This window comes from Erythrobacter sp. S43, assembly GCF_057364955.1.
Genome location: NZ_CP200285.1, coordinates 113,993 through 136,395, shown reverse-complemented (window position 1 = coordinate 136,395; position 22,403 = coordinate 113,993). Strand labels below are relative to the sequence as shown.

The window sequence follows — 22,403 nt, the reverse complement described above, 5'->3', positions numbered from 1 at the left end:
ACCTAGTTTTTCGTCCGGGGCGCGAAAACCTCGGCGATCGCTTCGATCACGACCTCAAATGCCTGATCTTTGTCGAAGCTGGTGGTGTCGATAACCAGCGAGTCCGGCGCTGCGATCAGCGGTGCGTCTTTCCGATTGATGTCGCGGGCGTCGCGCTCAACCACATCCTTTTCGGTTTCGATAAGCGTCATGTTCACGCCGCGTCCTGTCATTTCCATCCACCGCCGGCGGGCGCGTTCGGCCACGCTGGCGGTGATGAACAGCTTTACGTCAGCATCTGGCGCGATGATGGTGCCAATATCGCGCCCATCGAGCACGGCGCCGCCTTCTTGAGTAGCGAAGGCACGTTGGCGATCGAACAAGGCCTTACGCACAGCGGGATGGACTGAAACACGGCTCGCGAGGCTTCCTACGCCTTCGCTACGCAGCACAGGATCATCCAGAAGCTCCGCCGGAAATTCACAGGCAGCGAGAGCATCTGCCTCGCTATCTGGATCGCTATTATTTAGCGAAACCTGATGGCCCACCGCGCGGTAGAGCAGCCCGGTGTCCAGATGCGGAATCCCGAAATGCTCGGCGATCTGCTTAGCAATTGTTCCTTTGCCCGAAGCCGTGGGGCCATCGACGGCGATGATCATGAGAAGATATCCTTGGCCTTCTTGGGCGTTATCATCCGTGCCTCTTTCGCCTTCCAGCGGTGGTGCAGCCAGAGAAAACCAAGGCTGGCGGCAATAATATTGGCGCTCATTGTAGTGAGATCGAATGCGCCGTCATTCCAATACAGAGCCGAGCCTATAGCGGCGCCACCCAGAACCAAAGCGGCCAATATCCTGCGGATGATCATGGAGTTGCTGTTTCCGCCTTATCAGCGCGAGCCCGCATGGCCTTTGCGAGGCCGACAATAGCAATCGCGGCCCAAAATCCTTCGAGCACGAGGCTGGGCAAGTTGGTGTGAACAATCAAGCTGATCGTCAGCAGCGCTGCACCGGCCAGATTGGAGCCATGGAGAATGAACGGATTGGGCTCATCCTTAAGCGTTAGATAGGCGTATGCTCCAATGATGCATGCGGTGCCGAAGAAGCCAATAAGGCTGTAGATATCGAGCTCGGCGGTCATCGCGCCGCATCCTCCAGCATACTCATGAACGTCGGAAAGCTTGTCGCGATCGGCGCAGTATCGTCTACTGTTACGCCATCAGTGCTGGCGAGGCCCGCGACGGCCATGCTCATAGCGATGCGATGGTCCAACTTGGTCGCGACGCTGGCATTGGCGGTGCCTCGCAGGGGATTCCCACCTAAACCGTGGATGGTCAGGCCGTCTTCCTGCTCTTCAACCTCGACACCAGCCGCGATCAGTGCATCAGCCATCGTTGAAAGACGGTCGCTTTCCTTGACCCGTAATTCCTCGAGGCCGGTGGTACGGGTGGTCCCTTGCGCCATGGCCGCTGCCACAAATAGGACGGGAAACTCGTCGATCATGCTGGGGGAGAGGGCGGGGTCTACGTCTATGCCGGTAAGCTGTGCGTGCCTGACACGCAGATCCGCCACAGGCTCGCCGCCGACTTCGCGTGGGTTAAGTTCTTCGATATCAGCGCCCATCTGCCGCAACACAGTGACGATGCCCGAGCGTGTTGGGTTGAGACCGACATTCTCGACAGTAAGATCGCTGCCTGGAACAATGCTGGCGGCGACAAGGAAAAATGCCGCCGATGACGGGTCACCGGGTACCACAACATGCTGGGGCTGTAGATCGGCCTCACCGGTCACAGAGATAACGCGCTCGCCATTCTCTTCGGAAACCTCGACAGGAACGCCGAACCCGCGCAGCATTCTTTCGGTATGGTCTCGAGTGGGCACCGGCTCGATCACGGTCGTCGTGCCGGGCGTGTTGAGCCCAGCGAGCAACACCGCACTCTTTACCTGAGCGCTTGCGACCGGAAGGCGATATGTGATTGGCGCCGCGGGCAATGATCCGCGCAGCATCAGGGGAAGGGTGCCTCCGCTCGAAGCCTCGAAGCTCGCCCCCATTCTTGAAAGTGGCTCGATCACGCGGTTCATGGGACGGCCGGACAAACTCGCATCGCCTATAAAGGTGGCGCTAAACCCATGGCTTGCGAGCAGTCCCATGAGAAGCCGCGTCGAAGTGCCCGAATTGCCCATATCGAGCGCCCGCTGGGGTTCCAGAAGGCTACCAACGCCTGCTCCGCTGACGCGCCACACGCCGTCTGCACCGCGTTCAACCTTTGCGCCCATCTGACGCATGGCCTCCGCGGTCGACAATACATCTTCGCCCTCGAGCAACCCTTCAATGGTGCTTTCGCCCACTGCCAATCCGGCAAACATGATCGCGCGGTGGCTGATCGACTTGTCGCCGGGAACGCGGATATTGCCCTTCAGCGGGCCCGATGCGGTGAAAAGATGACTGCTCATTTCGCGCCGGTCTTTGACAGCGCCCCACGCTTCTGGCAAGGCGCGCCCGCTCTTGATTCCGGTCAAAACCGGTCCCAATACAATGCGCATACATATGCTTGCCGAGAAGCAAGCGAATTCAAGGATTTTCAAATGGCGAAGCCAGAATGGGGCACCAAGCGTTCCTGCCCCAAATGCGGGGAACGCTTCTACGATCTGGGTAATGACGAGCCGGTGACCTGCATCGAATGCGGTGAAGAATGGTACCCTGAGCCCGTGCTGAAATCGAAGCAGCCGATCCCGCTGGATGAAGCGGACAAGAAGAAAGACGGCGAAGCAGACAGCGATCTGGGCGGCGATGATGATGATGAATTGAAGGACATCGAAAACATCGACGACGATGATGACTCGCCAGACAACGATGTTGACCTTGGTGGCGACGATGACCTTGGCGTGTCCAAGGGCAAAGGCGACGACGACGGCGACGACGACAATTAATTCTTGCGTTTCGCGGGGAGCGGCCATAAACGGCGCGCTCCTTGCGAGAGCAGGGGTTTGGCTCTATATTTATAGGGTCGCAAAATCGATGGAACGGGGCCTTAGCTCAGCTGGGAGAGCGCAACACTGGCAGTGTTGAGGTCAGCGGTTCGATCCCGCTAGGCTCCACCATCGAACACATACAAGTCGAGATTTCTATCGAGGGATTTCGCACGCTGGCCGACGAGGTTTCGTCCGCCGGCGTTTTTCGTGTGTATCAGGTGCTACGGCATTTGAGAGGAGTAGTTGAAGATGTTTGACAATCTGTCTGATCGCTTAGGCGGCGTCTTTGACAAGCTCAAAGGCCGCGGTTCTCTAGGTGAACAGGATGTTCGTGATGCGATGCGCGAAGTGCGTATTGCATTGCTCGAAGCCGACGTGGCCCTGCCGGTCGCGCGCCGCTTTATCGATGCGGTCACTGAAAAGGCCATCGGCGCTGAAGTTCTGAAATCGGTCAAGCCGGGCCAAATGGTCGTCAAGATCGTGCACGACGAGCTCGTGCGCACGCTTGGCGGTGATCCGGAGAATCCCGAAAGCGCGATCACGGGTGAGGGGCTGAACCTCGAAGCCAAACCGCCGGTCGTCGTGATGATGGTCGGTCTACAGGGTTCGGGTAAGACGACCACGACCGCTAAACTCGGCAAGATGCTGCGCGAGAAGCACGGCAAGAAGGCGATGATGGCCTCGCTGGACGTAAACCGTCCGGCGGCGCAGGAGCAGCTCGCAGTGCTTGGCGAGCAGGTCGATGTCTCGACCCTGCCAATTGTCGCGGGCCAGCAGCCAGTCGATATCGCGCGTCGTGCAATGGAGAGCGCGAAGCTCCAGAACTTCGACGTACTCCTGCTAGACACTGCGGGCCGTCTGCATGTTGACGAAGCGCTGATGGCCGAGATGAAGGCTGTCAGCCAGGTTTCGGCGCCTACCGAAGTGTTGCTGGTGGTCGACAGCCTTACCGGTCAGGACGCGGTCAACGTCGCGCAGAGCTTCACCAACGAAGTCCCACTCACCGGCGTCGTGCTCACCCGTATGGATGGCGATGCGCGCGGTGGTGCGGCGCTGTCGATGCGCGCGGTCACAGGCAAACCGATCAAGTTCGCCGGTACTGGCGAGAAGCTCGATGCAATCGAAGCATTCCGCCCCAATTCCGTCGCCGACCGCATTCTCGGCATGGGCGATGTCGTCAGCCTGGTCGAAAAGGCAGCGGCGACAATCAAGGAAGAAGAGGCCGAGCAGCTCGCCAAGAACTTCGAGAAAGGCAAGTTCGACCTCAACGATCTGCGTATGCAGTTGAAGCAGATGCAGAATATGGGCGGCCTGGGCATGCTCGCGGGCATGATGCCGGGCATGAAGAAGGCGAAAGCGGCAATGGCCGCCGCCGACATGGACGACAAGGTTCTGGTCCATATGGACGCGATCCTCGGTTCGATGACCGAGAAAGAGCGCAAAAACCCCGCGCTGATGAACGCGAAGCGCAAGAAGCGCGTTGCGGCGGGCAGTGGCACAGATGTTCAGCGCGTCAACAAAGTCCTGAAGATGCATCAGGAAATGAGCCGCGCAATGAAACAGATCAAGAAGATGGGTGGGCTCAAAGGCCTCGCATCGATGTTTGGTGGTGGCGGAATGCCCGGGATGGGTGGCCCCGGCGGCGCTGGCGGCGAATTGCCGCCCGGTCTCCCAGGTCTAGGTGGACCCGGCGGCGGCCTTCCACCGGGCCTTCCAGGCCTTGGCGGCAAACCAAAAAAGTAATTCAAAATTCAATCAAATTAGCAAGTTCAACTCGAAAGGTAATCTATCATGGCAATTGCACTCCGGCTTTCGCGTGGCGGCGCCAAAAAGCGTCCGTACTACCGCATCGTTGCAGCCGACAGCCGCGCACCGCGTGACGGCAAATATCTGGAGCAGATCGGCGTCTACAACCCGCTGCTCGCCAAGGATGACGCAAACCGCGTGAAGCTCAACGAAGACCGCGCCAAGTACTGGCTCGGCGTAGGCGCACAGCCTTCGGACCGCGTTCTGCGCTTCCTCGACGCTGCTGGCATCATGGAGCGTGAAGCACGCAACAACCCGAACAAGGGCAAGCCCGGTGAAAAAGCTGTCGAGCGCGCTGAAGAGAAGGCTGAGAAGCTGAAAGACGCCGAAGAAGCAGCGAAGGCCGCTGAAGAAGAAGCAAAGGCAGCAGCCGAAGCGCCTGCCGAAGAACCTGCAGCTGAAGAAGCACCTGCGGAAGCTCCGGCCGAAGAAGCGGCTGCAGAAGAAGCGCCCGCTGAAGAAGCCGCTGTCGAAGAGGCTCCGGCTGAAGAAGCAACCGAAGAAAAGTCGGAAGACTAAGCCTTTATGGCTGACACGCCCAATGCGCCGGGAATGGTGGAACTTGCTGCCATCACCGGCGCGCATGGCGTGCACGGAGAGGTTCGCCTCAAATTGTTCGGGGAGGGCGTCGATACGCTCTCCGCGCACAAAACTCTCAGCGCCAAAGAATCCGGTGCTGCGCTGACCCTCAAGAAGATCCGCCCCGACAACAAGGGCGGCGCTGTGGCGCGCTTTGCCGAGGCGACCAATCGGACACAGGCTGAAAAGCTGCGCGGGACCGTTCTCACGGTGTCGCGCGAAGCTTTGCCGGCGCTCGAAGAGGGCGAATACTACCACGCCGATCTGGTTGGCTTGCGGGCCGAGACAGATGCTGGCGACGTGCTTGGCAAGGTCACCGCTGTCCAGAATTTCGGCGCGACCGACATCATCGAAATCGCGAAAGACCCTGCTCCCGCCAAGGGCATGAAGTCGTTTATGGTCCCAATGACCAAGGACGCGGTGATCGAATGGGACGCGGAAAGACTTGTGATCGCAGCGGAATTCGCCGACGATTAAGCGCATGACCAAACTCAACGTTGCCATATGCCAAGCGGCACCCATTCCCCTGGATTTTGCAGGGGGAATCGAGAAGGCGGCGGGCCTTGCTCGCAAAGCTATCGATGACGGCGCGCGGTTTGTTGCTTTTGGCGAGACGTTTTTGGGTGGCTATCCGCTGTGGCTCGATGAGGCTCCCGGCGCGGCTTTGTGGGACCATCCGGGCACAAAGGCGGTCCATGCCATCATGCTCGAGCAGGCGATTGTGCCCAATGACGAGCGGCTGCTGCCTTTGCAGGAGCTGTGCGATGAAAGCGGTGCGTGCATCTCCATCGGCGCGCATGAGCGGGTGCGCTCTAGCCTCTACAACAACCAACTTCTCTTCCGCACCGGCCTACCGCCGCTCGACCACCGTAAGCTGGTGCCCACCCATGGCGAGCGCCTGATCTGGATGCGCGGCGATGGTTCAACGCTGGGCGTGCATCAGGCGGACTGGGGCCGGGCAGGGAACCTGATCTGCTGGGAACACTGGATGCCCTTGGCCCGCGCAGCGATGCACAATCTGGGCGAAACCGTCCACGTCGCGGCGTGGCCGACTGTGCGCGAGGAATATGCGCTGGCATCGCGGCACTACGCGATGGAAGGGCGCTGCTTTGTGCTCGCCGCAGGACTGGTGCAGCACCGCGATGACCTGTTCGACGGGCTGGAGCGGGTTGGGGGCAACGCGGAGGCTAAAGCGCTGTTTGAAGCCATCGAAGGCGAGCAGCTCAACCGAGGCGGATCATTGATTATCGCACCCGATGCGCGGGTGCTGGCGCAGGCTGGTGAGGGAGAAGAAATTCTCCACGCCGAATTGGACCTGAGCGAGATCGGGCAGGGGCTAGCGAGCCTCGACACCGACGGTCATTATTCGCGGCCTGATGTGTTTGAGCTCAATGTCGACACGCGGGCGAAGGACGGGGTGAATTGGCAGAACTCATAGTCGCTTTCGTGGTGTTTGGCCTCATTGGATTTGCGTTGGTGATTGCCTTGGCAGTCCCGACAGCCCTTTTGGTCGCCTCGATATTCCGGCGACTGAGCTCGATTGTCGTTGCGTCGGTGGTGCCGCTTTTGATTGTGACGCCCGCACTATACCTCGCATTCCTTCTTTCTTTTGTCAGGCCGGGGCCGTGTCCGACGGTTAGTTATTCGCTTTATTGTGGTGACGATCCGGTTCCGTGGGGTAGTGTCGTCGCTTTGGTCCTGTTTGCAGCCTGCAGTTGGTTTGCGTCGTCGCACCTAAGTCGTAAAGCAATTGAGCGCTGGCGTTCATGACCTTCGCCTCCACCATCCTCACCCTCTACCCCGAGATGTTCCCCGGCCCTCTAAGCACCTCGCTCGCTGGCAAGGCGCTGGAGCGGGGCGATTGGTCTTGTGTGACCGTGAACCCGCGCGAATTCACGACTGACAAGCACCGCACTGTTGATGACACGCCCGCTGGCGGCGGGGCGGGAATGGTCCTCAAATGCGACGTGATGGCTGCGGCGCTCGATAGCGTTGCCGATGATCGCCCTATTCTCGCCATGACGCCGCGCGGAAAGCCGATTACGCAGGCGCGCATTCGCGAGATTGCGAGTGGTCCGGGCGTCACCATTATTTGCGGCCGGTTCGAAGGTTTTGACGAGCGCCTTTTCGAAGCCCGGCCCGACATAGAAGAGGTCTCGCTCGGAGACATCGTTCTATCGGGCGGAGAGACGGCTGCGATCACCATACTTGATGCTTGCATTCGGCTGCTTCCCGGCGTAATGGGCGCGGCTTCTAGCGGGACCGAAGAGTCGTTCGAAAACGGCCTCCTCGAATATCCGCAATATACCCGACCTCAAGAATGGGAAGGGCGCACGATCCCCGAAGTGCTGCGATCGGGGGATCATGCGAAGATTGCGGCATGGCGTGAAGCCAAGTCGCAAGAGATCACTCGGTTACGCAGGCCGGACCTTTGGCAGCGTCATACGGACGCTGGGGACCAGTCTGCCTCTGGCGCGCGGCGAAAAGATGAAGGAACGGACCAGTGAACCTGATCCAGCAAATCGAAGCCGAAGAAATCGGCAAGGTTGAAAAAGAGATTCCAGAATTCCGCGCGGGCGACACCGTTCGCGTCGGCGTGAAGGTGAAGGAAGGCAACCGCGAGCGTGTCCAGAACTTCGAAGGCGTGGTCATCGCGCGTTCGAACCGTGGCATGGGCTCCAACTTCACCGTGCGCAAAATCAGCTTTGGCGAAGGTGTGGAGCGTGTGTTCCCGCTGTACTCGCCGATCGTCGACAGCATCACCGTGGTGCGTCGCGGTGTCGTGCGTCGTGCGAAGCTGTATTATCTGCGTGGCCGCACCGGTAAGCGTGCGCGTATCGCCGAACGTCGGGACAACGCGCCTAAGGCGTAAGTCTCGCACCAGCGAATTCGAAAGGGCGGTCCTTAATGGGCCGCCCTTTTTCGTTGTGGGCCTTGCGTTTGAGACGTGCGATTGCGAGGGAGAATGCCAACCGTTTCGAGTTGAGAGGCCTCCTTTGACATGCGCTTACCGATTTTGGCCGTTGCCGCCGCACTGCTTGCCACACCAGCTATCGCTGACGATCACGCAATGAGTGAAGAACAGAAGCTCACATTCGAGCGCGTCTTTGCCTCGCCTTCGCTAAATGGCTCAAGCCCGCGTCAGGCGAAGCTATCGCCCGATGGCAAATACCTAACCCTTCTGCGCAACCGCGATGATGATGCCAATCGGTACGATCTCTGGGGGTTCGAGATCGAGAGCGGCGAGTGGTCGATGTTGGTCGATAGCGAAAAGGTCGGGACGGGCCGCGAGCTGTCTGAAGACGAAAAGATGCAGCGCGAACGAGCACGTGTCGGCGGGCTCTCCGGCATCGTGTCCTATCAATGGGCGAGCGATGGTTCCGGCGTGCTGGTGCCGCTCGACGGCGATCTGTACTTCGCGAGGCTTGATGGCGAGGTCACGCAGTTGACCGACACCGAGGAAAGCGAGCTCAATCCCAAATTGTCCCCGCGCGTTGGTGCGGTGTCGTTCGTGCGTGACCGCCGGCTTTGGGTGGGCGGTTTGGGCGAAGAGCCTGAAGCGATCACGCCCGAGGAAGGCGAGAACATCCGCTGGGGCGAGGCTGAATTCGTCGCTCAGGAGGAGATGGGACGGCTGACCGGATATTGGTGGGCCCCTGATGAAGAGAGCCTTGTTGTTCAGCGCACCGACGAAAACCCGGTCGGCATCGTCACCCGCGCAGCCATCGGCGCGACGGGGACCAAGGTTTATGACCAACGCTATCCGGTTGCGGGCTCCGACAACGCGATTGTCGAGCTCTACATCATCACTGACGGTGGCAAGCGCACCAAGATTGATCTTGGTGAAGAGACGGACATCTACGTGGCCCGTGTCGATTGGGCACCGGATGGCAGTGCGATCTATGTTCAGCGTCAGAACCGCGAGCAGACCGTGCTCGATATGCTTAAGGTCGATCCCGATACGGGCGCGAGTGAAGTGTGGTTCACCGAAAAAGCCGCGCGCGAAGACTACTGGATCAACCTCGGCAACGACTATCGTTTTCTGCGCGATGGATCATTGCTGTGGTGGTCAGAGCGCGATGGATTTGGGCAGTTCTATCGCTTCAAAGGTGGCGAATGGACGCAACTCACGTCGCTTCCAAGGCAGCACACGAGCTTGGTTGGTGTAGACGAGGAGGCAGGAGAGTTCTTCTATCAGGCCACCGATGGCGTTCTAACGCAGCAAATCTATCGTGGGAGCTTGGAGCGACTGAGCCGCCCAGCTTTGCTGACTGACCCCGAATACACCCATTCCGCCAGCATGGATGGCAAGGGCCAATCACTCTACATCACCCGTTCGGCGACAAATCAGCCACCACAAAGCTATCTCGCGGATAGTGGCGGCAATCGCATCACTTGGGTCGAGGAGAATAAGCTCGACGCGGATCACCCTTACACCCCGTATATTGCGAGCCATGTGACCCCCGAATTCGGGATAGTGAAGGCCGAGGATGGGACCGATCTGCACTGGATGATGCTCAAACCGGAAATGGAGCCGGGCAAGCAATATCCTGTGTTCTACTATCACTATTCTGGCCCTGGTCCGCAGATTGTGACCAAGGCCTTTACCGGCGCTCTGGCGCAGGCCGTGGTCGATAAAGGCTACATCTGGTTCGAGCTCGACAATCGCGGCACCGCCAACCGCGGAGTCGATTTTGAACAGCCGCTCTACCGCGCAATGGGCGGCGTGGAAGTGCGCGACCAGAAAGTCGGAGCGGAATATCTCAAGTCTCTCGATTTCGTCGATCCTGATAAGATCGCGATCTATGGCTGGTCCTATGGCGGCTATATGACGCTCAAGCAGCTGGAAGCCGATCCGGGCCTTTATGCTGCAGGCATTTCAGGCGCTCCGGTGACCAGATGGGAGCTATACGACACCCATTACACAGAGCGGTATATGGGCGACCCAAACAAGGTGCCTGAAGCTTATGAGAAAGCCAGCGCCATCCCCGATGCGACCAAAATCAGCGACCCGCTGCTAATCGTGCACGGCATGGCGGATGACAACGTGGTGTTCGAAAACGCCACCGAGATCATCAGCGTCATGCAGGAAAACAACGTGCCGTTCGAGATGATGCTCTATCCTGGCTACACCCACCGTGTGGGCGGCGAGCAGATCAGCCCGCATCTCTGGAACACCTATTTCCGGTTCCTCGAAGCGCACGGGGTGACACCGCCGGAGTAAGGCAGCACTGCAGCCGCATAGGAATACTTTGTTGCCAAGCGCGGATGGCTCGCTATCCCGCGCTGCAACAGACATCAGGAGTAAGTGAAGTGGGTTATCGGGTGGCCGTTGTCGGCGCGACCGGAAATGTCGGGCGCGAAGTAATGCAGATCCTTGCTGAACGCGAGTTCCCCATTGAGGAAGTCGCCGCCGTAGCGAGCAGCCGGTCGCATGGCACCGAAGTCGAATTCGGCGACACGGGCAAAATGCTCAAATGCAAGAATATCGAACACTTCGACTGGGCCGGCTGGGACATCGCTTTGTTCGCGGCAGGCAGCGGACCGGCAAAGGAATACGCACCCAAGGCGGCGGCAGCGGGCTGCGTCGTGATCGACAACTCCTCGCTTTACCGGATGGACCCGGATGTGCCGCTGATCGTGCCGGAAGTGAATCCGGATGCGATCGATGGCTACAAAGAGCGTAACATCATCGCCAACCCCAACTGCTCGACCGCGCAGCTGGTGGTCGCGCTCAAGCCGCTGCACGATGCCGCGACGATCAAGCGTGTTGTCGTCTCAACCTATCAGTCGGTCTCTGGCGCGGGCAAAGCAGGGATGGACGAGCTGTTTGAGCAAAGCCGCGCCATCTTTGTCGGCGATCCAGTCGAGCCTGCGACCTTCACCAAGCAGATCGCCTTCAACGTCATTCCCCACATCGACGTCTTCCTCGACGATGGTTCGACCAAGGAAGAATGGAAGATGGTGGTTGAGACGAAGAAAATTCTCGACCCCAAGATCAAGCTGAACGCCACGTGCGTCCGCGTGCCGGTGTTTGTCGGCCACTCCGAAGCGGTGAATATCGAATTCGAGAAGGAAATCAGTGCCGAGCAGGCTCAGGAGATCCTGCGCGAGGCGCCGGGCATTATGCTGATCGATAAGCGCGAGGACGAAGGATACGTCACACCTGTCGAGAGCGCCGGTGACGGAGCAACCTATATCAGCCGCGTGCGCGAGGACCCGACTGTCGAGAACGGGCTGACATTGTGGTGCGTTTCTGACAATCTGCGGAAAGGAGCCGCGCTTAACGCGGTTCAGATCGCCGAACTGCTTGGAAGGCGGCATTTGAAAAAGGGGTGAGGGAATGCGTCAATTTATTGCAGCGGTAAGTTTGGTGGCTCTAGCCGCCTGTGGCGGGACCAAGGAAGAGGAAGCGCCGGTACCGGTTGAAACTGTCCCTGCAACATCGACGCCGACACCCAGCCCAAGCCCGACCGAGAGTGAAGATCCCGAGCCTGCTCAGAAAAGCGCGCTGAAGCTGATGCAAAGCGGGTTCACCGTAGGTGACAAGGTCTTCGCATACGAAACAAGCCGCAGTCAGGTGGAGGCATCACTTGAGGCCCTTTTGGGGGCGCCTTCGGGCCGCAACGCAATGAATGAATGCGGGGCGGGACCAATGGACTTCACCGATTATCCCGGCGGCGTGACCGTGAATTTTCAAGAGGACAAGCTCGTCGGCTGGAACTGGCGCAGCCCGCAGGATGGCGATGCGGCGGCACCAGTGGAGATTACAACCAACAGCGCGGCGCAGATTGGAACGGCCAAAGCTACCGTCGAGGCAGCGAGCGGTTTTGAATTGATTGAAGACAGCACGTTGGGCGAGGAATTCCAGCTGGGTGAGACGCTGTTCGGCTTCTTCGAGGCTGGGAAAGTCTCGATGCTGTATTCAGGCACTCAGTGCTTCTTCCGTTGATTGGAGGCCTAGCATGACACTTCAGGCTGACCTATTTTTCAGCTTCCGTTCGCCTTATTCCTACCTTGCGGTGGGACGGTATCGGGCGATGGCGGCGGAATATGACCTAGACATCACTCTGCGCACCGTTTGGCCGATTGCCATTCGTGACCCCGATATCCTGTTTACCGGCAATCCGGCCGCACCACGTTACATCCTAATGGACTCGATGCGTACGGCTGCATTTCTTGACTTGCCGATCGCGTGGCCTCGCCCGGACCCAGTGGTCCAGAACCTGATGACCCGCGAGATTGCGGCAGATCAGCCGCATATCTACCGAATTGGGCGGTTGGGTCAGGCGGCAACCCGCCGTGGCAGGGGCCTCGCCTTTGCGCACGAGGCCTCACAAATCATCTGGGATGGCACGGTCGATGGCTGGAACGAGGGCCATCACCTTGCGGGTGCAGCCGAGAGAGCGGGGCTAGACCTCGCCGATATGGAAGCCGAAGTCACCAGCGATGCCGAAGCGCTCGATGCTGAAATCGCCGCTAATCAAGAGGCTCTGGAAGCGGCAGGCCACTGGGGTGTGCCCACGCTGGTGTTCGATGGCGAACCGTTCTTCGGCCAAGACCGCGTCGATATGGCAAAATGGCGCATGGAGCAGAAAGGCCTGACGAAGCGGTGAGGTCCGAGCAGTTTGCTTCGTTCGATGGCACCAGCTTAGCCGTCCACCGTGTCGGCGAGGGCCCTCCGGTCATCCTTCTCCACGGTCTGTTCTCCAGTGCGGAGATGAACTGGATTAAGTGGGGCCATGCCGACCGGCTAGCAGCAGCAGGGTTCGAGGCGATCATGCTCGATTTCCGCGTGCACGGGGAAAGCGAGGCTCCTCGCGATCCGGCGTCCTATCCCGAAGGTGTCTTGGTCCGCGATTTGATGGCATTGCTCGATGATCTGGGGCTTGAGGATGGCGAGTTTGACCTTGTGGGTTTCTCGCTCGGTGCACGCACTTCGCTTCATGCCGTGGCGAGCCAAGTTGTCGCGCCGCGCAAACTTGTTGTCGCCGGGATGGGCGTATCCGGGCTGTCCGAGTGGCAGAAACGATCGACATTCTTCAAGCGAGTGATTGACGAGTTCGACACGATCACACGCAACGATCCGGCGTATTACTCGCGCCAGTTTCTTAAGTCCCAAGGCGTGGACCGAGTGGCGGCCCGTCTGCTTCTGGATGGAATGGGTGACCTCGATGTCGCCAAACTCGCAAATGTCACCATGCCCACTGCCGTGGTGTGCGGCGAGCGCGATCAAGACAATGGCTCTGCCACCGAACTCGCCGACCTTCTGCCCAATGCGCGATACATCAAGGTGCCGGGTGGCCATCTCGACAGCGCGACTAAGCCCGAGATTGGCGAGGCTATTGTGGAGTTTCTTGGTGCCGTATGATGTTCTCTAGACGAGTGGCTTTGCGATGGTTCTGGTTGGGCGTGGCCTCATTTGCGGTCACTTTGCTTATCCATTTCCCGCTTATAATCGATGCGGTCCCGGGCGGCATACTAGACCATCAAGCTGCGCCAGACGCTGCAGCTGTCAATCGTATCCAAGACGCATGGGCGGGTGAAGGACTGATCGGTCTCGCAGCAGCCGCGATGATAAGTGATTTGATCTTCATTCTGATCTACGGGTCAGGATGCATTGTTGCTGGCCTGCATTTCCGTTCTGCAGTGAAGTACTGGCCTAGCCTGCTTGGGTGGGTTGCCATTTTCTGTGGCGCCATTTTTCTGGTCAGCGACATCGTCGAAACATCACTGCAATTGGTTCAAGTGGTCCAGTTCTCAGGTGAGGACCGATTGGCCGGGATTGCGTCTCAGATGGGTCCGTTGAAGGTGAATACCTTCATCGCGGCCTTTATCTGTGTGATTGCCGCGCAGTTCATGACGCGCAAAGCGGCTTCACAGGCTTGATTAAGCCCGCTTGCAGGTTCACCCTGCCAGGCAGTTTCAAATGCAACTTTATCCAACGAGGATCATGTCCATGAAATCCGCTGCTTATGCGCTCAAGTCATCACTTGGTGCGATTGCCCTAACTCTTGCTGCTTCGCCTGTTCTGGCGGATGATCATGCCACTGAGACGGTTGTTGGCGAAGCGGAAGAGTTAGTATTCCCTTTGACGCCTGAGGGTGCGGAGCAATTTGTTGCAGCGGCCGAGAAGGAGATGCTGGAATTCTCGAACCTGTCTTCGCACGTCTATTGGTTGCAGGCGACCAACATCAATTATGACAGCAACAAGCTGGTGGCTGAATACGGCGCGCGGGCAACGTTGATGAGTGTGAAATACGCCAAAGAGGCGGCGCAATACGCAGGAATAGAGGGGTTAAGCCAAGAGGTCCGTCGCAAGCTTGATAAGATGCGCAACGGGATATCCATGCCTGCACCCTCGCGCGATGGCGCAGCAACGGAATTGTCGGCAATCGCAACCAGCCTCGGTGCGCAGTATGGCAGTGGCAAAGGCACACTGAACGGTGAGCCGATCAACGGGTCCGATATCGAAGCGGAGATGGGGAACCTCGAGCGCACACCCGATGAGCTCAAGGAAATGTGGACCAGCTGGCACAACAATGTCGGCGCGCCGATGCGCGAGGACTACATCAAAATGCTCGGCATAGCGAATGAAGGGGCCAGCGAGCTCGGCTTTGCCAATGTCGGCACAATGTGGCGCTCCGGCTATGACATGACACCGGAGCAATTCGCCGCCGAAACAGAGCGGATGTGGCAAGAAGTGAAGCCGCTCTATGTCGCGCTTCACACCTATGTCCGTCGCAAGTTGAACGAGAAATACGGCGACGAAGTGCAGCCCGCCACTGGTCCCATTCGTGCAGATTTGCTCGGCAATATGTGGGCGCAGGAGTGGGGTAATATCTACCCGCTCGTGGCTCCGGAGGGAGCTGGCGATATTGGATATGACCTGACCGATCTCATCGTTGGCAAAGAGCTCGATGCCGTCGAGATGACAAAGGTTGGTGAACAGTTCTTCTCATCGCTGGGCTTTGACCCGCTACCGGAGACTTTCTGGGAGCGCAGCCAGTTTACCAAGCCGCGCGACCGAGAAGTTGTCTGTCACGCTTCCGCCTGGAACCTGGACAATATAGACGACATCCGGATCAAGATGTGCATCAAGCAAAACGCGGATGACTTCATCACCATCCACCACGAGCTTGGCCATAACTACTACCAGCGCGCATACAATCATCAGGATTACCTGCATCTCGACGGTGCCAATGACGGTTTCCACGAAGCGATTGGCGACATGATCGCGCTTTCGATCACGCCGGAATACCTGGTGCAGATCGACATGCTCGAACCGGAGCAAGTGCCTAGCGCCGACAAGGATATCGGGCTGCTGCTTCGACAGGCGATGGACAAGGTTGCATTCCTGCCGTTTGGCCTGCTTGTCGACCGCTATCGCTGGGGCCTTTTCGATGGCAGCATTGCATCAGAAAACCTCAACAGCGGGTGGACTGACCTTCGCACCGAATATCAGGGCATCGTCCCACCGGTTGAACGCAACGAAGAGCAGTTTGATGCTGGTGCAAAGTACCACATTCCCGGCAACGTCAGTTACACCCGCTACTTCCTCGCACGCTTGTTGCAGTTCCAGTTCTACAAAGCCGCATGCGACACCGCCGGGTGGGAAGGGCCGCTTCATCGCTGCTCTTTCTATGGCAATGAAGCAGTCGGCAAAAACCTGAATGCAATGCTCGAAATGGGCGCATCGAAGCCATGGCCTGACGCTCTTGAGGCATTCACAGGCGAGCGACAGATGTCTGGCAAGGCGATGGTTGAGTATTTCGCTCCGCTGATGGAGTGGCTCGAAGAGCAGAACAAAGGCCAGGAAGCTGGATGGTGAGGAAGCACCTCTCTTTACTGGCATTCGCTGCACTTCTCGGAGCATGTGCTCCAGCGCCTAGCCCAAACGGAGAGGGCCAAAGTGCGACCGTTTACGCGCCTCTGAAGGAGGACCTGAAGCCGTCGCTGTTCGTCGCGAACAAGCGCGGAAACACCTTGTCCAAGATTGATCTTGAGACAGGGAAAGAGGTGCTGCGTCTCGACAGCTGTACCAATCCGCACGAGCTCGCGACTTCGCCCGATGGTCAAAATGTTGCGCTAGCCTGTTACGGCGGAACGACGGTTGAGGTGTTTTCCACCCGCGATCTTGAGAAGCAGTATACTTTTGATCTGGGCGAGAATGCGCGACCGCATGGTATCGTATGGCACCAAAGCGGCACGATCTACGTGACGGCAGAGGGCCGGCAGTCGATCTTCAGGATCACTGACCCCGTTGACGGCTTTTTCGAGGCGAAAGAGCTGCAGCTGCAGGAGTTTCCAACCGACAAACAGGGCAGCCATATGGTTGCCGTTTCTCCCGATGAAACCGCAGCTTGGACGACGGACCTTAGTTCTAAAACGGTCACGCGGATTGATCTGACCGGCAAGGCCAAGCCACTTTCGGTGACTGTTGGTGAGGAGCCGGAAGGCATTGATCTGTCGCCCGATGGCAAAACGCTATGGGTCTCGGCGCGTGGCTCCAATCAGGCATTTGCGCTTGATCCCCTCACGATGAAAGTCCGCGAGACTGTTGACACCGGACGTTTCCCGCTGCGCTTGGCAATTCGGCCGCAAGGCGACGTAGCGGTTACCTCTGACCTTGCCGATGGCGGTTTGACGGTGATCGATCTTGCTGCGGCAAAAGTCGTGCGCTCCATCGCCGTATCCAGCCCTGAAGAAGTGCAGCAACGTTTTCAGGTTACGATCCTCTGGTCGGACGACGGCAAGCGCATCTATGTCGCCGAAACCGCGTCAGACACCATCGCAGAGGTGGATTACGAGAACGGCAAAGTCTTGCGGCGTATCAAGGTCGGCAAAGGCGGTGACGGCTTGGCTATCCTGCCCTGATTGGTTAGTCCGTCTAGTCTGCGGAATGCGGCAATGAACGGACAAAGAAGTTTAGAAGAAAGAGGTGTTTGACCTATGAAGGCCACGCTCAAGATATTTCTGACCAGCCTGATGGCGGCCGTATTGCTTGCATCGCCTGCGCGGGCTCAAGCTCCGCAGCAGCAGGCCGTGACGCAGTTTAATGACGCGACGATTTCGCGATTGCTCTTGGATGTGCAGACAAACTTCAACATCGAGGCGGGACCAGGCGGCCAGAAAGTTTTCCGCGCAAGCGCTGATGGCGGTCTCGCTTTTACCGTTTCACCGCGCGCTTGCTCGGAAGAGCAGGGATGCACCGGATTGATGCTTATTGCTGTCTTCACACGCAACGACAGCCGCAATCTGGGCGAATTGGATGCGCTTCTGCATCGCTACAACGACCTCAATCCGTCTGCGAAAGTGTATCGGATGGAGAACGGCACCGTGGTTCTGCAAAGCTATATCAACGCGGCATTCGGTATCAGCTATGCCAATGCCCGGGCGCAGCTCCTGGTGTTTGGCCAGGAAATCGTAAAGGCGCGAAAGACGCTGACAGACTTCGGCGCAGAACGCTGAGGCGCATTGGTCAATTTGCAGCCCGCAATTGGCCGATGAATTGATCAGTTGAGGTTTCCAGCGACGTAACGTTGGCCAAAAGCTGTGTTGTGGTGACGCCCAGTTCCTTCGAAAGCTCTTTCGCATCATGCGCAATGCCGGCCAGCGACTTGCTCCGCTCTGCCATATCTTGCACGTCACCAACGGCGCGCCTTGCGTAGTCTTCGATCGTATCGGCAGAGCGGCGTTGGTTTTCGACATCGTGCCGTATTGCCGTGGCGGCGTGTTCAAGCTGTTGCACGACAGTTTCGATGGCGCTGAAGCTGAGCTCCGCCTCTTCTGTGCCTGAACGCACTCCGCTAAGTAGATCCTCAATCTCGGTAGCGGCGATGGCGGCCTGTTGTGCAAGCGTTTTCACCTCTTGAGCTACGATGGTGAAGCCACGGCCTGACGCGCCAGCTCGTGCAGCCTCGATGGCGGCATTGAGCGATAACAGGTTTGTTTTCTCAGCTATCTGAACGATCGCTTTGGTCGCTTCCCCAATCGTGTCCGAACGATCAGCGAGGTTACCCATAGCCTTGCCGCCCAGATTCGAGCGTTCGGTGGCGCGCGCGGTTACGTCTGATTGCTGGCCAACATTGACCGCGATGTTCGCGATCGATCCAGAGAGCTCAGCAACACCGCGCGCGACCGTCTCAGCGGCGCGGGTTGCGGTGTCAGCTGTTTCTGCAACCTCGTTGGCGCGAAGGTGGGCATCGTTGGCCACGTGGTCGAGGTTCTTGGTGGCCTTCTCGAGAAGGCGGGCCGTGGCTGCGACAGAACGAGCGACGGCGGAGACTGTTTGCTCAAAGTCTTGTGCGAACTTCTCAAACTCGGCCTTACGCTCTCCAGAGCCCTCGACTTTGGTCTCTTCTTGCTGGGCAAGTTCGCGTTCCCAGCGAAGCTGTACGGCTTGAAGCTCTGCATCCTGTTGATCGAGATCTTCGCGTGCCTTTATCAGGAGGGCTGAAGTTTTGTGGAAGGTTGAGGTGACAATGCAAAGAGTCCCCCCGATCAAGCTGAGGCCAACAGCCTGAACCAGAATGTCCAAAATCGATTCTGAAGCGAAAAAAGCCGTAATAGCATGCAGCAAGATGGCCGTGACGCACCCCATGATGATTGAACGCACGTCACAGAGGAGCCCGAGCGAGGCGAGGGCGATGTAAAGGCAAATGTGCATATCAACCTGCCAGCCCGTGTTATGCAGGACGAAGAAGAGCAATGCGGCTTGGGATACCGCCATCAAGCTGAGCCCCATTCGTGCTTGGCTATCGACACGCTTTTGTTTGGCGTGGACTGTCGAACCAATGTTTAGCGCAGCGCTACCCAGAGCTGCGAGAAACGCAGGCTGACCTATAAAGAATCCCAGAACCGCGAGAAGTGCTGTGACGCTCCATCCGCCAATTGTGATCAGGCCATGACCGCGTTGCCTTAGGGCTGTAATCTTTTCGATCATGCGTCGCTCTCCCATTGGGTTGAGCGGTCCACAGAATCGGCTAACTCGTCGATGTGAACATCTGGCAGCAGCAACGATGAAGGGGCGTCGTTGAACTGAAGATGATCGGGTAGAAGCCCATGTGAAATCGAACCCACTTGGGCCCAAGACTTGGCTCCACCGGTTGACGAAATGATTGATTGCAGACCGCTCATGCGGCCCTTGTCACCGATCTTGGTTATCACATGAGTGGCGTGGTGATCCGTAGAACTACTCGGTCTCTATCGGCCTGGCCTTACCTGAAGGGCGGTTCATTAAAGGCGCGCAGTTTGCGACTGTGGAGGCGGTCTCCTTCGTCTCTCAAGTGGGCACACGCTTCAAGACCGATCTGGAGGTGTGCAGCAATCGCCTCTTCGTAGAACTTGTTGGCCTGACCCGGCAGCTTGATTTCGCCGTGGAGAGGCTTGTCCGAGACACAGAGAAGAGTGCCGTACGGAACCCGGAAACGGTATCCCTGAGCAGCGATCGTCGCGCTTTCCATTTCGACCGCAATGGCGCGGCTTTGGGAGAAACGCTTGGCTGAGCTGGAGTAGAGCAATTCCCAGTTGCGATCATCTGTCGTCACGACCGTGCCGGTGCGCATGCGTTGCTTAATGTTCGCGCCTTGTACGCCCGACACAGCTTCAGCCGCCTCGGCGAGAGCCAACTGCACTTCCGCGATGGGAGGGATGGGCACTTCCGGTGGCAGGATCGCGTCCAGCACATGGTCATCACGCAAATAAGCGTGGGCTAGTACGAAATCGCCAATCTTCTGACTGGAACGGACGCCGCCGCAGTGACCGATCATCATCCAGGCATGGGGACGCAGCACGGCCAAGTGGTCACAAATTGTCTTGGCGTTGGACGGACCCACGCCGATATTGACCAGAGTGATGCCTTTGCCGTCTTCGCGTTTGAGGTGATACGCAGGCATCTGGTGCTTTCGCCAGGCAGTGTCGCTCAGTTCTTCCTGTGCGTTCTCGGTCGGATCGCTGATGCTGAGGCCACCAGCACCGGAAAGGCCGGTATACCCGCCTGTCCCGATCTGCTGCGCACCCCAGTTCACGAACTCGTCAACATAGCGATGATAGTTGGTGAACAGGATAAAGTCCTGAAAATCGTCGACGCTTGTGCCGGTGTAGTGAGCGAGGCGGGCGAGTGAGTAATCGGTCCGCAAACCATCGAACAGCGAGAGCGGCATGTCCTGATCGACATCGAATTCGATCCCATCAGCTAGCTCATCTCCGATGAGGGCGAGGTCTGTTGAGGGGAAGTGCTGCGCGATATCCGTCGGGGCAATGCCCACCATCGCAGCACCCGCATCGCCATCAAGCACATATGGGAACGGGATCTCTTGTCGTGAGCGCTCAACAGTCACGTCAATGTCGTACTCCGCTGCGATCAGCTCCAGCTGCTCCTTAAGGTAAGGCGCGAATAGATCGGGGCGGGTTACGGTTGTGGTGTATGTCCCCGGCATCTCCAACCGGCCAAAGGCACGGCTCCGATCCTGCGGTTCTCCAACTCCCGAATAATGCAAAGTCAGCTGCGGATAGGCGTAGCTGCCGTCTTCACGCTTTCGCTGAGGGGGCACGGTGCCAGTGCGGCCAAAGGCCATGACATCGTTGCGAAGCGTTGTGACTGCTTCCTTATAGTGGCGTTGCAATTGTTCGATAATGTCAGAGATTGGGGTCATGCAGTAATCCTTATTGTTTTTGTTTTTGGCGACAAGGCAGTGCCAGATTTGGCAAAAATGCTCTTGTTACAAAAAGGGCGCGGCAGTCTCTCGACGCCGCGCCCTTTTGATTGTTATGCGCTAAAAAGCGCGAAAAATCAACCTTAGGCTTCTTCTTCGCCAGCAGCTTCTTCTGTTGCTGCTTCTTCCGAAGCTTCCTCAGCAGGTGCAGCGCCTTCTTCAAGAAGCTCGGCGGGGATCTCACCCGGCTCGAGGCCTTCATTGTCGATACGCGTGTCAGCAGCCGCCTCCTCAATTTCCTTCTGCTCTTCTTCGAACAGCTGGGCGAGGACGTCGACACCCTGCGACTGAAGCTCGGCTTCGTCGTCGCTGCGTGCCACGTTGGCTTTGACAGTCACGTGCACCTCAGGGTGCAGAGCTACGGTCACATCGTGCATACCGATCATCTTGATAGGCGCGCCCATGATAACCTGCTTCTTGTCAACATCGTGACCTTGCTCAACCAAGCCAGCGACCATGTCGCGGACATTGACCGAACCATAAAGCTGGCCAGCGTTGGACGAAGCACGGATCAGAATGACTTCTGCACCGGCAACCTTTTCGCCCTGCTTTTCAGCAACACCACGCTTTTCGGCGTTCTCTTTTTCGAGACGCTCACGGTTGGCTTCAAACACGGCCTTGTTGGCGTCGTTCGCGCGCAGGGCTTTCTTCTGCGGAAGAAGGAAGTTGCGAGCATAGCCGTCTTTAACGGTGACGATGTCGCCAATGGTGCCGAGCTTTTCGATACGTTCGAGGAGAATGATATCCATGTTCTTTCTCCCTTATTTCACGATGTACGGCAGCAGGCCGATGTGGCGAGCGCGCTTGATAGCCTTCGCCAGCTCGCGCTGCTTCTTGGCCGATACGGCGGTGATACGCGACGGCACGATCTTGCCACGCTCGGACATAAAGCCCTGCAGCAAACGCACGTCTTTGTAATCGATCTTTGGAGCATCATTGCCCGAGAAAGGGCAGCTCTTGCGGCGGCGGAAAAACGGTTTAGCCATCAGTCACGCTCCTCACGGTCAGAGCGACGCTTACGGTCACGCTCGTTCTTGCGCATCATCACGCTCGGGCCATCTTCGTGCTCTTCGACACGGATGGTCATGTAACGGATGACGTCTTCGTTGATACGGGTCTGGCGCTCGAGTTCCTCAACCACCGAGCCTGGGGCGTCGATGTTGAGCATCACGAAATGTGCCTTGCGGTTGCGCTCGATTTTGTAGGCGAGGGATTTGAGGCCCCATGTTTCGGTCTTGGTGACCTTGCCTTCGTTCGCTTCGACGATCTCGGTCGCCGTGGCCGCCAGCGCGTCTACTTGGGCCTGTGAAAGGTCCTGACGCGCGAGGAAGATATGCTCGTACAGAGCCATCCT

Annotated in this window: 25 protein-coding genes and 1 tRNA gene; 17 read left to right on the top strand and 9 right to left on the bottom strand. The window is 58.1% G+C overall.

Translation table 11 applies throughout. From position 1 onward, the window contains the following. Nucleotides 1-2: 2 nt before the first annotated feature. Genes AC0V6K_RS00675 through aroA form a run of 4 tightly spaced genes read right to left on the bottom strand, consistent with a single transcriptional unit; the run spans nucleotide 3 to nucleotide 2,429 of the window. Nucleotides 3-638 carry a (d)CMP kinase gene (locus tag AC0V6K_RS00675; RefSeq protein WP_472623785.1) on the bottom strand — a complete coding sequence of 212 codons (636 nt, stop codon included), beginning with the start codon at nucleotides 636-638 and terminating at the stop codon, nucleotides 3-5. After that, nucleotides 635-844, bottom strand: a complete 210-nt coding sequence (locus AC0V6K_RS00670; RefSeq protein ID WP_472623783.1) for a hypothetical protein — start codon at nucleotides 842-844, stop codon at nucleotides 635-637. The genes AC0V6K_RS00675 and AC0V6K_RS00670 overlap by 4 nt, the downstream gene beginning before the upstream one ends. Further along, nucleotides 841-1,116 carry a CBU_0592 family membrane protein gene (locus tag AC0V6K_RS00665; RefSeq protein WP_472623781.1) on the bottom strand — a complete coding sequence of 92 codons (276 nt, stop codon included), beginning with the start codon at nucleotides 1,114-1,116 and terminating at the stop codon, nucleotides 841-843. Before AC0V6K_RS00665 ends, AC0V6K_RS00670 begins: the two co-directional genes overlap by 4 nt. Next, complete coding sequence (gene aroA, locus AC0V6K_RS00660) at nucleotides 1,113-2,429, bottom strand: 3-phosphoshikimate 1-carboxyvinyltransferase (protein WP_472623779.1); 1,317 nt, start codon at nucleotides 2,427-2,429, stop codon at nucleotides 1,113-1,115. Before aroA ends, AC0V6K_RS00665 begins: the two co-directional genes overlap by 4 nt. A gap of 132 nt (nucleotides 2,430-2,561) precedes the next feature. Here aroA and AC0V6K_RS00655 point away from each other — a divergent pair, with 132 nt between their 5' ends. The 17 genes from AC0V6K_RS00655 to AC0V6K_RS00575 all read left to right on the top strand — a co-directional run bounded on the left by AC0V6K_RS00655 (nucleotide 2,562) and on the right by AC0V6K_RS00575 (nucleotide 17,804). Continuing rightward, entirely contained in the window at nucleotides 2,562-2,906 is a 345-nt protein-coding gene (locus tag AC0V6K_RS00655; RefSeq protein WP_472623777.1) for a TIGR02300 family protein, read from the top strand. A gap of 95 nt (nucleotides 2,907-3,001) precedes the next feature. Then, nucleotides 3,002-3,077 (top strand) — tRNA-Ala (locus AC0V6K_RS00650). Between the two features lie 120 nt (nucleotides 3,078-3,197). Beyond that, a complete protein-coding gene (gene ffh / locus AC0V6K_RS00645) occupies nucleotides 3,198-4,691 on the top strand; it encodes a signal recognition particle protein (RefSeq protein ID WP_472623775.1) in 1,494 nt (497 codons plus the stop codon). A 48-nt stretch (nucleotides 4,692-4,739) separates the two neighbouring features. Further along, nucleotides 4,740-5,273 (top strand): 30S ribosomal protein S16, encoded by a 534-nt coding sequence (rpsP, locus tag AC0V6K_RS00640; protein ID WP_472623773.1) that lies wholly within the window; start codon nucleotides 4,740-4,742, stop codon nucleotides 5,271-5,273. 6 nt (nucleotides 5,274-5,279) lie between these two features. Beyond that, entirely contained in the window at nucleotides 5,280-5,810 is a 531-nt protein-coding gene (rimM, locus tag AC0V6K_RS00635; RefSeq protein WP_472623771.1) for a ribosome maturation factor RimM, read from the top strand. A gap of 4 nt (nucleotides 5,811-5,814) precedes the next feature. After that, on the top strand, nucleotides 5,815-6,771 hold the full coding sequence (locus tag AC0V6K_RS00630; protein ID WP_472623769.1) for a carbon-nitrogen hydrolase family protein: 957 nt from the start codon (nucleotides 5,815-5,817) through the stop codon (nucleotides 6,769-6,771). Between the two features lie 328 nt (nucleotides 6,772-7,099). After that, nucleotides 7,100-7,840 (top strand): tRNA (guanosine(37)-N1)-methyltransferase TrmD, encoded by a 741-nt coding sequence (gene trmD, locus AC0V6K_RS00625; RefSeq protein ID WP_472623767.1) that lies wholly within the window; start codon nucleotides 7,100-7,102, stop codon nucleotides 7,838-7,840. Continuing rightward, nucleotides 7,837-8,205: a 50S ribosomal protein L19 gene (rplS, locus tag AC0V6K_RS00620; RefSeq protein WP_472623765.1), complete on the top strand. Its 369-nt coding sequence runs from the start codon at nucleotides 7,837-7,839 to the stop codon at nucleotides 8,203-8,205. The genes trmD and rplS overlap by 4 nt, the downstream gene beginning before the upstream one ends. Nucleotides 8,206-8,334: 129 nt before the next feature. After that, nucleotides 8,335-10,557 carry a S9 family peptidase gene (locus AC0V6K_RS00615; RefSeq protein ID WP_472623763.1) on the top strand — a complete coding sequence of 741 codons (2,223 nt, stop codon included), beginning with the start codon at nucleotides 8,335-8,337 and terminating at the stop codon, nucleotides 10,555-10,557. Between the two features lie 89 nt (nucleotides 10,558-10,646). Further along, nucleotides 10,647-11,672, top strand: a complete 1,026-nt coding sequence (locus tag AC0V6K_RS00610; RefSeq protein WP_472626189.1) for an aspartate-semialdehyde dehydrogenase — start codon at nucleotides 10,647-10,649, stop codon at nucleotides 11,670-11,672. A 4-nt stretch (nucleotides 11,673-11,676) separates the two neighbouring features. Then, nucleotides 11,677-12,285, top strand: coding sequence for an aspartate-semialdehyde dehydrogenase (locus AC0V6K_RS00605; RefSeq protein WP_472623761.1), 609 nt, complete (start codon nucleotides 11,677-11,679; stop codon nucleotides 12,283-12,285). Nucleotides 12,286-12,298: 13 nt separating this feature from the next. Next, nucleotides 12,299-12,949 (top strand): 2-hydroxychromene-2-carboxylate isomerase, encoded by a 651-nt coding sequence (locus tag AC0V6K_RS00600; protein ID WP_472623759.1) that lies wholly within the window; start codon nucleotides 12,299-12,301, stop codon nucleotides 12,947-12,949. Then, nucleotides 12,913-13,704, top strand: coding sequence for an alpha/beta fold hydrolase (locus tag AC0V6K_RS00595; protein WP_472623757.1), 792 nt, complete (start codon nucleotides 12,913-12,915; stop codon nucleotides 13,702-13,704). The genes AC0V6K_RS00600 and AC0V6K_RS00595 overlap by 37 nt, the downstream gene beginning before the upstream one ends. A 41-nt stretch (nucleotides 13,705-13,745) precedes the next feature. After that, nucleotides 13,746-14,222 carry a hypothetical protein gene (locus tag AC0V6K_RS00590; RefSeq protein WP_486172525.1) on the top strand — a complete coding sequence of 159 codons (477 nt, stop codon included), beginning with the start codon at nucleotides 13,746-13,748 and terminating at the stop codon, nucleotides 14,220-14,222. A gap of 70 nt (nucleotides 14,223-14,292) precedes the next feature. Beyond that, the gene (locus AC0V6K_RS00585; protein WP_472623753.1) at nucleotides 14,293-16,164 is read left to right on the top strand and encodes a M2 family metallopeptidase; all 1,872 of its coding nucleotides are present in this window, start codon (nucleotides 14,293-14,295) and stop codon (nucleotides 16,162-16,164) included. A 155-nt stretch (nucleotides 16,165-16,319) separates the two neighbouring features. After that, nucleotides 16,320-17,210 carry a Vgb family protein gene (locus tag AC0V6K_RS00580; RefSeq protein WP_472623751.1) on the top strand — a complete coding sequence of 297 codons (891 nt, stop codon included), beginning with the start codon at nucleotides 16,320-16,322 and terminating at the stop codon, nucleotides 17,208-17,210. Nucleotides 17,211-17,285: 75 nt separating this feature from the next. Further along, nucleotides 17,286-17,804, top strand: coding sequence for a type III secretion system chaperone family protein (locus tag AC0V6K_RS00575; RefSeq protein ID WP_472623749.1), 519 nt, complete (start codon nucleotides 17,286-17,288; stop codon nucleotides 17,802-17,804). 10 nt (nucleotides 17,805-17,814) lie between these two features. Here the strand turns inward: AC0V6K_RS00575 and AC0V6K_RS00570 are convergent, their stop codons facing one another. The 5 genes from AC0V6K_RS00570 to rpsF all read right to left on the bottom strand — a co-directional run bounded on the left by AC0V6K_RS00570 (nucleotide 17,815) and on the right by rpsF (nucleotide 22,400). Further along, nucleotides 17,815-19,278, bottom strand: coding sequence for a methyl-accepting chemotaxis protein (locus AC0V6K_RS00570; protein WP_472623747.1), 1,464 nt, complete (start codon nucleotides 19,276-19,278; stop codon nucleotides 17,815-17,817). Nucleotides 19,279-19,552: 274 nt separating this feature from the next. Next, a complete protein-coding gene (locus AC0V6K_RS00565) occupies nucleotides 19,553-21,037 on the bottom strand; it encodes an AMP nucleosidase (protein ID WP_486172683.1) in 1,485 nt (494 codons plus the stop codon). Between the two features lie 95 nt (nucleotides 21,038-21,132). After that, on the bottom strand, nucleotides 21,133-21,798 hold the full coding sequence (gene rplI / locus AC0V6K_RS00560) for a 50S ribosomal protein L9 (protein WP_472623743.1): 666 nt from the start codon (nucleotides 21,796-21,798) through the stop codon (nucleotides 21,133-21,135). 12 nt (nucleotides 21,799-21,810) lie between these two features. Continuing rightward, nucleotides 21,811-22,035 (bottom strand): 30S ribosomal protein S18, encoded by a 225-nt coding sequence (gene rpsR / locus AC0V6K_RS00555; RefSeq protein ID WP_472623741.1) that lies wholly within the window; start codon nucleotides 22,033-22,035, stop codon nucleotides 21,811-21,813. Further along, nucleotides 22,035-22,400, bottom strand: a complete 366-nt coding sequence (rpsF, locus tag AC0V6K_RS00550; RefSeq protein ID WP_472626187.1) for a 30S ribosomal protein S6 — start codon at nucleotides 22,398-22,400, stop codon at nucleotides 22,035-22,037. Before rpsF ends, rpsR begins: the two co-directional genes overlap by 1 nt. Between the last annotated feature and the right edge of the window lie 3 nt (nucleotides 22,401-22,403).

What these genes read in the sequence shown, in the direction of transcription:
- trmD (WP_472623767.1), top strand. Translation starts at nt 7,100, where the DNA reads ATGACCTTCGCCTCCACCATCCTCACCCTCTACCCCGAGATGTTCCCC.
- AC0V6K_RS00605 (WP_472623761.1), top strand. Translation starts at nt 11,677, where the DNA reads ATGCGTCAATTTATTGCAGCGGTAAGTTTGGTGGCTCTAGCCGCCTGT.
- AC0V6K_RS00595 (WP_472623757.1), top strand. Translation starts at nt 12,913, where the DNA reads ATGGCGCATGGAGCAGAAAGGCCTGACGAAGCGGTGAGGTCCGAGCAG.
- rpsF (WP_472626187.1), bottom strand. Translation starts at nt 22,400, where the DNA reads ATGGCTCTGTACGAGCATATCTTCCTCGCGCGTCAGGACCTTTCACAG.
- rimM (WP_472623771.1), top strand. Translation starts at nt 5,280, where the DNA reads ATGGCTGACACGCCCAATGCGCCGGGAATGGTGGAACTTGCTGCCATC.
- AC0V6K_RS00585 (WP_472623753.1), top strand. Translation starts at nt 14,293, where the DNA reads ATGAAATCCGCTGCTTATGCGCTCAAGTCATCACTTGGTGCGATTGCC.
- AC0V6K_RS00670 (WP_472623783.1), bottom strand. Translation starts at nt 844, where the DNA reads ATGATCATCCGCAGGATATTGGCCGCTTTGGTTCTGGGTGGCGCCGCT.
- ffh (WP_472623775.1), top strand. Translation starts at nt 3,198, where the DNA reads ATGTTTGACAATCTGTCTGATCGCTTAGGCGGCGTCTTTGACAAGCTC.
- AC0V6K_RS00575 (WP_472623749.1), top strand. Translation starts at nt 17,286, where the DNA reads ATGAAGGCCACGCTCAAGATATTTCTGACCAGCCTGATGGCGGCCGTA.
- AC0V6K_RS00600 (WP_472623759.1), top strand. Translation starts at nt 12,299, where the DNA reads ATGACACTTCAGGCTGACCTATTTTTCAGCTTCCGTTCGCCTTATTCC.
- aroA (WP_472623779.1), bottom strand. Translation starts at nt 2,429, where the DNA reads ATGAGCAGTCATCTTTTCACCGCATCGGGCCCGCTGAAGGGCAATATC.
- AC0V6K_RS00570 (WP_472623747.1), bottom strand. Translation starts at nt 19,278, where the DNA reads ATGATCGAAAAGATTACAGCCCTAAGGCAACGCGGTCATGGCCTGATC.
- rpsR (WP_472623741.1), bottom strand. Translation starts at nt 22,035, where the DNA reads ATGGCTAAACCGTTTTTCCGCCGCCGCAAGAGCTGCCCTTTCTCGGGC.
- AC0V6K_RS00665 (WP_472623781.1), bottom strand. Translation starts at nt 1,116, where the DNA reads ATGACCGCCGAGCTCGATATCTACAGCCTTATTGGCTTCTTCGGCACC.
- rpsP (WP_472623773.1), top strand. Translation starts at nt 4,740, where the DNA reads ATGGCAATTGCACTCCGGCTTTCGCGTGGCGGCGCCAAAAAGCGTCCG.
- AC0V6K_RS00655 (WP_472623777.1), top strand. Translation starts at nt 2,562, where the DNA reads ATGGCGAAGCCAGAATGGGGCACCAAGCGTTCCTGCCCCAAATGCGGG.
- AC0V6K_RS00615 (WP_472623763.1), top strand. Translation starts at nt 8,335, where the DNA reads ATGCGCTTACCGATTTTGGCCGTTGCCGCCGCACTGCTTGCCACACCA.
- AC0V6K_RS00675 (WP_472623785.1), bottom strand. Translation starts at nt 638, where the DNA reads ATGATCATCGCCGTCGATGGCCCCACGGCTTCGGGCAAAGGAACAATT.
- rplI (WP_472623743.1), bottom strand. Translation starts at nt 21,798, where the DNA reads ATGGATATCATTCTCCTCGAACGTATCGAAAAGCTCGGCACCATTGGC.
- AC0V6K_RS00630 (WP_472623769.1), top strand. Translation starts at nt 5,815, where the DNA reads ATGACCAAACTCAACGTTGCCATATGCCAAGCGGCACCCATTCCCCTG.